Annotated in this window: 9 protein-coding genes and 1 pseudogene; 4 read left to right on the top strand and 6 right to left on the bottom strand. The window is 41.6% G+C overall.

Annotation, left to right across the window (positions count from 1 at the left end):
* Nucleotides 1–174: 174 nt before the first annotated feature.
* The 3 genes from IM507_RS03490 to IM507_RS03480 are packed head-to-tail and all read left to right on the top strand — an operon-like array spanning nt 175 to nt 2,249.
* Entirely contained in the window at nt 175–510 is a 336-nt protein-coding gene (locus tag IM507_RS03490) for an element excision factor XisH family protein (RefSeq protein ID WP_123230817.1), read from the top strand.
* Complete coding sequence (locus tag IM507_RS03485) at nt 498–839, top strand: XisI protein (protein WP_002803043.1); 342 nt, start codon at nt 498–500, stop codon at nt 837–839. The genes IM507_RS03490 and IM507_RS03485 overlap by 13 nt, the downstream gene beginning before the upstream one ends.
* A gap of 42 nt (nt 840–881) precedes the next feature.
* A complete protein-coding gene (locus IM507_RS03480; RefSeq protein WP_353847177.1) occupies nt 882–2,249 on the top strand; it encodes a tetratricopeptide repeat protein in 1,368 nt (455 codons plus the stop codon).
* A gap of 109 nt (nt 2,250–2,358) precedes the next feature.
* On the opposite strand, the pseudogene IM507_RS03475 reads toward IM507_RS03480, so the two are convergent.
* Nucleotides 2,359–2,490 (bottom strand): annotated as a pseudogene (locus tag IM507_RS03475) (ISL3 family transposase); the annotation flags it as partial.
* A gap of 292 nt (nt 2,491–2,782) precedes the next feature.
* Here IM507_RS03475 and IM507_RS03470 point away from each other — a divergent pair.
* Nucleotides 2,783–4,219 carry an NADP-dependent isocitrate dehydrogenase gene (locus tag IM507_RS03470; RefSeq protein ID WP_287636611.1) on the top strand — a complete coding sequence of 479 codons (1,437 nt, stop codon included), beginning with the start codon at nt 2,783–2,785 and terminating at the stop codon, nt 4,217–4,219.
* A gap of 536 nt (nt 4,220–4,755) precedes the next feature.
* Here the strand turns inward: IM507_RS03470 and IM507_RS03465 are convergent.
* The 5 genes from IM507_RS03465 to IM507_RS03445 form a co-directional block, all read right to left on the bottom strand.
* Nucleotides 4,756–5,385: a DUF1294 domain-containing protein gene (locus IM507_RS03465; RefSeq protein ID WP_002731896.1), complete on the bottom strand. Its 630-nt coding sequence runs from the start codon at nt 5,383–5,385 to the stop codon at nt 4,756–4,758.
* Between the two features lie 504 nt (nt 5,386–5,889).
* Nucleotides 5,890–6,285, bottom strand: a complete 396-nt coding sequence (locus IM507_RS03460) for a DUF5615 family PIN-like protein (RefSeq protein WP_002731807.1) — start codon at nt 6,283–6,285, stop codon at nt 5,890–5,892.
* Entirely contained in the window at nt 6,282–6,656 is a 375-nt protein-coding gene (locus IM507_RS03455; protein WP_002734078.1) for a DUF433 domain-containing protein, read from the bottom strand. Before IM507_RS03455 ends, IM507_RS03460 begins: the two co-directional genes overlap by 4 nt.
* Nucleotides 6,657–7,162: 506 nt before the next feature.
* Complete coding sequence (locus tag IM507_RS03450) at nt 7,163–7,627, bottom strand: DUF29 domain-containing protein (protein WP_069475647.1); 465 nt, start codon at nt 7,625–7,627, stop codon at nt 7,163–7,165.
* Nucleotides 7,628–7,643: 16 nt separating this feature from the next.
* Nucleotides 7,644–7,793 carry a DUF29 family protein gene (locus IM507_RS03445; RefSeq protein WP_420372231.1) on the bottom strand — a complete coding sequence of 50 codons (150 nt, stop codon included), beginning with the start codon at nt 7,791–7,793 and terminating at the stop codon, nt 7,644–7,646.
* Nucleotides 7,794–7,803 lie beyond the last annotated feature (10 nt).

The following is a 7,803-nucleotide window of genomic DNA, read 5'->3' as shown; positions in this document are numbered from 1 at the left end:
ACCGCCTATAGCTTCTTGTACTTGTTGCGCGCGACTTTTTACCCGGCCAAGCTTTTCTGGTCGGAACCCCCTAAGCCGAGTTTTCAAGGTGCTGCGCCGTCCACTTGGTTTTCGAGACTGGCCTTTTAATTCTAACGTAAAACCAACCTAGAACGGCGGGGTTTCAGACCCAAAATTTCCGATGAAGACGCTGAATTGTATCCAGACCTGGCGATCGAGAAATATATTTCCGAAGAACAAAGACAACGTAAAATTATCATTGAAATTAAAAGCTTTCTTGGCCCTTCAATGATGAAAGACTTTGAAATGGCTTTGGGGCAATATATTTTTTATCGTGATCTCATTCAATTAGGACAAGATGAATACCAAGAAATCTATCTGGCTATCAAAGATGAAATTTATGAGACTTTTTTCCAACGAAAATCTATTCAAGCCGTTATTAAAAGACACCAATTAGATTTATTAGTTGTCAACATCGAAAAAGAGGAGATTGTCCAATGGATAAACTAACTAACTATCGCCAAATTATTCAAAATACCTTAACAAAGCTAGACACAATTGCGAATAGCTCATCCAAAAAAAAACTAGAAACCTGTTTAATTTTTGATGAAAATCATGATCATTATCTATGGATGTCTATTGGTTGGATAAACAAAAAGAAAATCAACAATATTCAGATTCATATTCGTATTAAAAATGAAAGAGTTTATATTGAACAGGATTGGACAGAAATAGGAATCACCTCTCAATTATTAGAAGCAGGGATTCCCAAAGAAGATATTGTTTTAGCATTTCATGATCCTGCAAGTCGTAAATTAACAGAATTTGCTATTGCTTAATCAGGGGCGATCGCTGTTTTACTGTGTAGATAGGAGAAGGCGATCGCGTTTTTAGCTGAGGTTAAGAAGGGCGATCGCTGTTTTTCCGAGAATGATTTTAAATCTCCTCAATTAAGAGTCAAAGAACGTCTCACAAGTATCGATTTTACTGTTTTTGGAGAACTAGCTCAAGTTAAACAAAAAGGGGAAATTTTAGGAGCGACAGGAAGTCATTTTGAAAAAGCACATTTTGGCGCATTTATCTGGCATTTAATTGGTTATGAACGCCATATTAAGGATAAAATGGGACAGCAGCTCTCTATTCAAGAACGGGCAAGTCGTTATGTGGAAGCATTTCTCTGTCTATGTCGATTAGGTTGGTATAAAGAAGCTAAATCTTTGTTTTCTTTACCCTTAGAAATTCATGATCCAACTTCTTTACCTTTGCACAAACAATTACTCATCTGGGGACAGTATGAAGAGGGCATAAAACTGTGTAAAGAATTATTAGGAAATCTTGACAATGAAACCGATTTTCTCTGTTTAAGTGAACTTGGTTATATGTATCGAGAATTAGGACAATTAGACCAAGCAAAAAATTATGCGGAGAAACTCTTATCCTTAGCCGAGCAATTAAATAATCCTCTTTGGAAAGCAAGAGGAAAAGGAAATATAGCAACAATTGATGGAATACAAGGTGAATATTTAAGCGCTGAAATAGGACTGAATGAAGTTTTAAATCTAGCCGAGATTATTCCCGATTGTGACGAAAAATTTGAGATTATTAATGTTGCTTATTTAAATCTGGGTAATTGTTATGGTTATCAGGGAAAAATTGACCAGACTATTGCTTGTTTAGAAAAATACTTAAAATGGGCAGAAAAAATTAAAAACCTTATTTATCAAGCAATAGCTTTACGAAATTTAGGAGAAGCATACCAGCGAATCAATGATTTGAATCAAGCTATGGATTACACTCAAAGAAGTCTTGATTTATCCGAGCAAATAACCGATGAAGCAGGAATTATTTTTTCTTTGGGAAATTTAGCCGCAATTTATTGGCAACAAGCAAATTTTGAGGAGTCTGAAAAATACTTTAAGCAACAAAAGAAAAAAGCTTTAGCTATTTCAGATGTGGCGAGTGTTGCCCATGCTTGTGCTGGATTAGGAGAAATTTATAGTATCACTCGAAAGGATGATCTAGCCTATCAATATCTTAATCAAGCTTTAGATATTGCCCTCGATATTGGAGAAAGATATATAGAACTAGAGACTTTAATTGTTTTGGCAGAATTTGAAGAAAAAACCCATGATCTTAAATCAGCTATTAATCACTGGCAACGCGCCTTACATCTTTCTGAAAAATTAAATATTCTCTCCCATAAAGAGAACTGTGAACAAAACCTAGAAAGGTTGTTAAACCCCAACTAAGTTGAGACTCGTATTATATACATGACTACCATTCCACGGGTACATTCAGAAAAGTTAATGGGTGTATCCATTAATGGATAAGGGGTTTCGGCTCTTGTAGTATATATATTTGATGGCAATTCGGACATTCAATTGTTTCATTTAAAAGAGCGAGCTTTAAGAAAATTGTCTGAGCAGTTTTTTGATAATTGACCCCTGTTACATTCGGTAAATCGAGGAGTTGATCAAAATTTATCCACATAACCCACCTCCTGTTCTGTGTCACCATTATACCATGCTCACACAGAACCTAGAAAAGCCCAATTTTAGGTAAAGTGTCATCAAATTCCTGCGAAGTCTCTTGCCTCATCTCAACAAGCAATTTAAATACGTGGGCAGCTTAAAAAAGTCTTAACTATGGCAGTTATCTTAATGGTGAGGTACGAAGTTGATGCCAGCAAGGGAATCTTTAAGAAATTAGCCAAAATGCCTGAGTATAGATATTGACGGCGCTAGACTGCCAACGTATAGATAAATACTGTTTCTGGAAGCCCATGACTGTCAGCTACGAAAAAATTACCCCACCGACAACAGGCTCGAAAATTACTTTTTCTGACGGAAAACCTCTAGTTCCCGACGATCCCATCATTCCCTTCATTCGCGGTGACGGTACGGGGGTCGATATCTGGCCCGCAACCGCAAAAGTTATCGATGCAGCGATCGCCACAGCCTACGGTGGTCAAAGGAAAATCCATTGGTTTAAAGTCTATGCTGGTGATGAAGCTTGCGAAATCTACGGGACTTATCAATATCTACCCCAAGATACATTGACAGCGATTAAAGAATATGGTATAGCCATCAAGGGTCCCTTGACCACTCCCATCGGTGGCGGCATTCGTTCCCTGAATGTGGCTCTGCGGCAAATTTTTGACCTTTATGCCTGTGTTCGTCCCTGTCGTTACTATGCGGGAACCCCTTCCCCCCATAAAACCCCGGAAAAACTCGATGTCATCGTCTATCGGGAAAATACCGAGGATATCTATCTCGGCATCGAATGGAAACAAGGCACGGAAATCGCCGATAAACTGATTAATTATCTCAACACGGAACTAATTCCCGCCACTCCCGAACACGGTAAAAAACAAATTCCCCTCGATGCGGGTATCGGGATCAAACCGATTAGTAAGACGGGTTCCCAAAGATTAGTCCGCCGGGCGATCGAACGAGCGCTGACTTTACCGAAACCGAAAAATCAAGTTACGCTTGTCCACAAGGGTAACATTATGAAATATACGGAAGGGGCGTTTCGGGATTGGGGTTATGAATTAGCTAAGAGTGAATTCCGGGATGTGTGCGTTACCGAGATGGAATCATGGATCCTGAGTAATAAGGAGAAAAACCCTGATCTGACCATCGAAGATAACGCCCGCATGGTAGAACCGGGTTATGATGCCCTCACCGACCAGAAAAAAGCCAAAATCTGCCAAGAAGTGACCAGTGTTCTCGATGCTATCTGGGAAACCCATGGCAATGGGCAATGGAAAGATAAAATTATGGTTAACGATCGCATTGCCGATAGTATCTTCCAACAGATCCAAACCCGTCCCGATGAATACTCGATCCTCGCTACTATGAACCTGAATGGTGATTATCTCTCCGACGCAGCAGCGGCGATTGTCGGTGGTTTAGGGATGGGACCCGGGGCGAATATTGGCGATGCTTGCGCTATTTTTGAGGCAACCCACGGCACAGCCCCTAAACACGCCGGTTTAGACCGAATTAACCCCGGTTCGGTGATTCTTTCCGGGGTGATGATGTTGGAATACATCGGATGGCAAGAAGCGGCCGATTTGATTAAAAAAGGCATCGCAGCTGCGATCGCTAATCGACAAGTTACCTACGATTTAGCGCGTCTGATGGAACCCCCCGTTAATCCTCCCCTGAAATGTTCCGAATTTGCCGACGCGATTATCTCCCATTTTGGCGATTAATTTTCTGGTTAGGGTAGCCTGAAAACTGCCCTATTTTTCGGAAAATACCCTAACTACCGAGGTCTTGACAAAATAGGAAAAAACCAGAATTCCCCCCTTGATACCAAGTTTCTAAATCCATGACAGACATCCAGGCTTGAATGCTTGCCAGGCGTTGTCAAGTTTGAAGATGATGGCGCATCAGAGCAGACTTGAAAACGCTTTAACAGTAAGGCTCTCGTTGTGTCGCAATTCATTCTTCATATTCTGATCTGACAACGCCGTAAGCAATGCCTGAAAGACATCCCCCACATATCCATTCTTTGTCATCAGATAAACCATCACCCATACTATCTTTATATCACGCCCAAAAGCGTGTTAGCCAGATTAGCCCACATCGCACTTAAACCCACAACTTCAATCCATGGGCATGGTGCGTTCCCCAAAATCGATCGCTGGAGCAGTAGCACTTGCATTAGGGAACGCACCCTACAAGATTGGCGTACTGCTACGCAGTGCCTTCGGCATCGCACTGCTGCTTTTAGAATCGCAATACGTCATAGCGTTCCTCCCGAAAACAGCCAAAACAGCCATACAACATAATGAATGATCACGATCGCCCAAAAAGTGACTTGATAAGACTTTTTCTGACCTTTATGGCGCAATATTCGCTGGGCAATAAACCCGCCCAACCATCCACCTGCAAGTTCACACAGATGTAGCGTTTGTTCAGAAGTTCGCCAATCCTTTCGTTTAGCACGAGATTTATCATCTGCGTATAGAGCGTAAGTCACTAAGCTCATTACGGGATAAAGAATCAGTGGAATGGGATTGCGTGTCGTCCATGTAAAACGAATAGCTCCAAACAAAGGCAGAAGCGATAACAGAACTAACTCAACTATCGGAAAGCTTGAAATGATGGCATCAGAGGGTTTAGTTCGACTACTTGAAGGTTCTGACTTGTTTCTTGCTCCCAGAATAAATGCGTTGTAAGCTCGAACTTTGCCATCTGAGTCAACTATGCAGTGGTAATAAATCGTGTCGTTTTCTTGTGGACGACGGGTTGCATCTTTAATTTCAGAAATATGCAAAAAAACTTCCTGACTCCCATCAACGGGTTGAATAAAACCAAATCCACGCTCATCTTTCCATTTTGTAAGCTTTCCACTGCGGAGACCGGATTGCATAAAAAATCTCAATAACGAAAACTTTGTGATTCTAACAAATCACCTTCAAGGACAGCCACAACCAAAAAACGAAGCAGCCCAACTACATATTATAGGTCAACTTTCCGTATAACACTCTTGAAAGTAACAATATGTGGAAACTTTCCGTATATCACTCCATTTAGGCGCAATCGCCAGAACTTTTCCCTATATCACGCCCAAAAGCCTGTTAGCCAGATTAGCATATTGCCAAAAACCTTGTTTAACTAAATTTCTGACAATTAGGCTTATTCTAGCGATGATTCCTCTGTCTGACCGCACCCCTTGACAAAAATTTATAATTATTAGACCTTTAGCGATCGCTATCGGGGGATAGTTGTTTTTTGTTACAGCAGTATGGAGAAGGGAGCGGGTTTTTCAAGTTGGATTGGCAGTTAATCATACTATTAAAAACCGATTCAGTATAAAGACCCCGTTATGCCGTGTCCCTACAGATAGACTTCAACGGCTCTAGCATTCGGCGCGTCACGGAATGAAAATGCGTCTTGCGCCTTGATAATCTTCAATATTAACTACAATATCAACCAAACGGTTAACGCAACGATCTCGATAATCTGGCTCGGCAAGTAGTCGCTCAATATTACCGATTGTCACGACGGGTAATGATGTGGGGGTATTTTCCTCCCGCATCACTTGCTCCAGGGAATCTTTGCCTTTCATACTTCGGTTAGCGGTGATCAGGATCATCTGATTGGCTTGGGCATACCGCCAAACAACACGATCATCGCTCGTGACAGCTAACCCAACTTCTTCAAACAGAATAAAACGAATCGAGATCAAGTCAAGCCAACCACTCGCAGCAAGGACTCCGGCGAGGACAACAGAATGCCCTCGTAAGTTATGATCAACTAGAAAATTCATGCCCGTGATGCCAACTTGGCTTTTTCCGCTTCAAGTTTTGCTCGAATGGCTTCTGTGCCAGGTTTTGGCGGCTTAGCAGCAATACGGGCAACTCGCTCACGATTTTGCTCTTCATAGTATAGTCGGAGTTCTTCAGCTTCTTTGAGAACTTGCTGGTACTCAGCCTCTACATCCGCACGATGAGCCTCAATATAAGCCAGGGCAGCGTTAATTTGCTCTTCCGTCAGATCAAATAATCCCTGAATGAACTTAGGTGGATATTGAGCAGTCACATAATCCATCACATCGTAGAGGGTGATGCGGGTTCCTGCGATTGTCAGTCCTCGCTCTGTACGAATGATAGCGGTTTGTTCATTTGATGCGAGCGTCATAGCTATAGTCTCAGTCTTTCACCATCTCATTCCATATTACCGCATGAAAAAGTAAGGTGAGCAAACGCCCACCCTGACTACTAATTCGCAAGCTCTTTAATCCTCAACCCAGACTTTCAAAATGTATTTCAGCCTCGTTCCTGCATCTAGCCAGTAGTGAACTCCAATATCTGGCAATTCAGTATCATTTGTGTGAGCATCACCAGGCCCCGTACTACACGATCGGCGATCAAATTTAGACCACAGCTTCAATCAATGGGCATGGTGCGTTCCCCAAAATTGATCGCTGGAGCAGTGGGAGCCATATTAGGGAACGCACCCTACAAGATCGGCGATCTGCTATGCAGTGCCTTCGGCATCGCACTGACAATTAGGCTCATTCTAGCGATGATTCTTCGATCTGACCGCACCCCTTGACAAAAACTTACAATTATTCGACCTTTAGCGATCGCTATCGGGGGATAGTTGTTTTTTGTTAGAGCAGTATGGAGCAGTCTAACTGATGGCTACATTTCCAGATTATCGCCCGCAGGAAACCAATCTTCATCGAGAATTTGTTCAAGGGAACCAATGGGAATAGCGGGGAAAGTATCGAGGGGTAATTGAGAGCGGTCACTGGCATTTTTTCGGGCTGAAAGATAACATTCATCGAAAATTTCTAAAAGATAGGGTTTCAGACTAGGACTATCTTTAAGTTCATCTAATATATCGAGACGAAAAGTTCTAATCTCTCCCTTCCAGTGACCTTCGTTTCTCTCTCTTTCTGCCGCCCAATATTTGAGCTTAAGTAAATGTTCTAATAATCGGGTTAACAGATTTTTAATTGTGCGCTTTTCACTCCTTCCCATACTTGCTAATTCCTCCAGTAAATTCTCTAAATCTACCCGCTCAAACTGTCTGGCTTGCAGTTGATTAATAGTAGTTCTAATCCAGAGATAAAAGTCTTCTTCGTACATGGTTTTATTATCCATAATTTACCTCTATATATTACTCGTGGTCATTAGTAGGAAACCAATCTTCATCGAGAATTTGTTCAAGGGAACCAATGGGAATAGGGGGGAAAGTATCAAGAGGTAATTGAGTTCTAACTTGAGCCTCTTTTCTAGCAAATTGATAGCATTCCTCAAAGATTTCCAGAATATAGGGT

This window comes from Microcystis sp. M20BS1, assembly GCF_020245305.1.
Taxonomy (GTDB): domain Bacteria; phylum Cyanobacteriota; class Cyanobacteriia; order Cyanobacteriales; family Microcystaceae; genus Microcystis; species Microcystis ichthyoblabe_A.
This window is presented reverse-complemented; position numbering and strand designations above follow the sequence as displayed.

Coding starts and splice junctions, on each gene's coding strand:
- IM507_RS03465 (WP_002731896.1), bottom strand. CDS start 5,385: ATGCAATCCGGTCTCCGCAGTGGAAAGCTTACAAAATGGAAAGATGAG.
- IM507_RS03470 (WP_287636611.1), top strand. CDS start 2,783: ATGACTGTCAGCTACGAAAAAATTACCCCACCGACAACAGGCTCGAAA.
- IM507_RS03485 (WP_002803043.1), top strand. CDS start 498: ATGGATAAACTAACTAACTATCGCCAAATTATTCAAAATACCTTAACA.
- IM507_RS03455 (WP_002734078.1), bottom strand. CDS start 6,656: ATGACGCTCGCATCAAATGAACAAACCGCTATCATTCGTACAGAGCGA.
- IM507_RS03460 (WP_002731807.1), bottom strand. CDS start 6,285: ATGAATTTTCTAGTTGATCATAACTTACGAGGGCATTCTGTTGTCCTC.
- IM507_RS03450 (WP_069475647.1), bottom strand. CDS start 7,627: ATGGATAATAAAACCATGTACGAAGAAGACTTTTATCTCTGGATTAGA.